Genomic DNA, 510 nt, shown 5'->3' with positions numbered 1-510 from the left:
CGAGGAAGCCTGCTGGAATGTACCACTGAATGATGCGTTTTTTGATCATCGCTAGGCCGCCAATCAGATAGGCTATGTTCACCCACTGCCAGCCGATGCCAGCCAAGCCACCAAAGATCGGCTGTGAAAGCACTTCACTAGGGGTTGCTCCCGTGTGAATACCTGTTTTAAAGGCATCCAGTGGAGTTGCCATTGTTACACCATCAACACCAGCGCGAACTTGTTGCAATGAAAGACCGTCATAATCAAAACCAGTGAAAATCAAAGAGAGGGTATCTGCGAAATTCACATGGTCTGGAATCAACAGTGTTGGTGCACTCCAACTGGTCATTTGAACCGGGAAGGAAATCAAAAGTACAACGTAAGCGACCATTGCTGGGTTGAATAGATTCTGTCCAATGCCGCCATAAAGATGTTTGGCAATCACAATCGCAAAAATTAAACCAATAACTATGATCCACCACGGAGACCAAGGTGGAATAGCGACGGCGAGTAGCCATGCGGTGACAA

Annotated in this window: 1 protein-coding gene; it reads right to left on the bottom strand. The window is 47.3% G+C overall.

Translation table 11 applies throughout. The features are described from left to right. On the bottom strand, positions 1 to 510 hold a 510-nt coding region (locus tag R7Q11_RS29590; RefSeq protein ID WP_225467393.1), incomplete at both ends, for an RnfABCDGE type electron transport complex subunit D.

The sequence above is a fragment of the Vibrio sp. 970 genome (assembly GCF_033339075.1).
The sequence above is the reverse complement of the archived record's forward strand: the minus strand, read 5'-3'. Positions and strand labels throughout refer to the sequence as shown.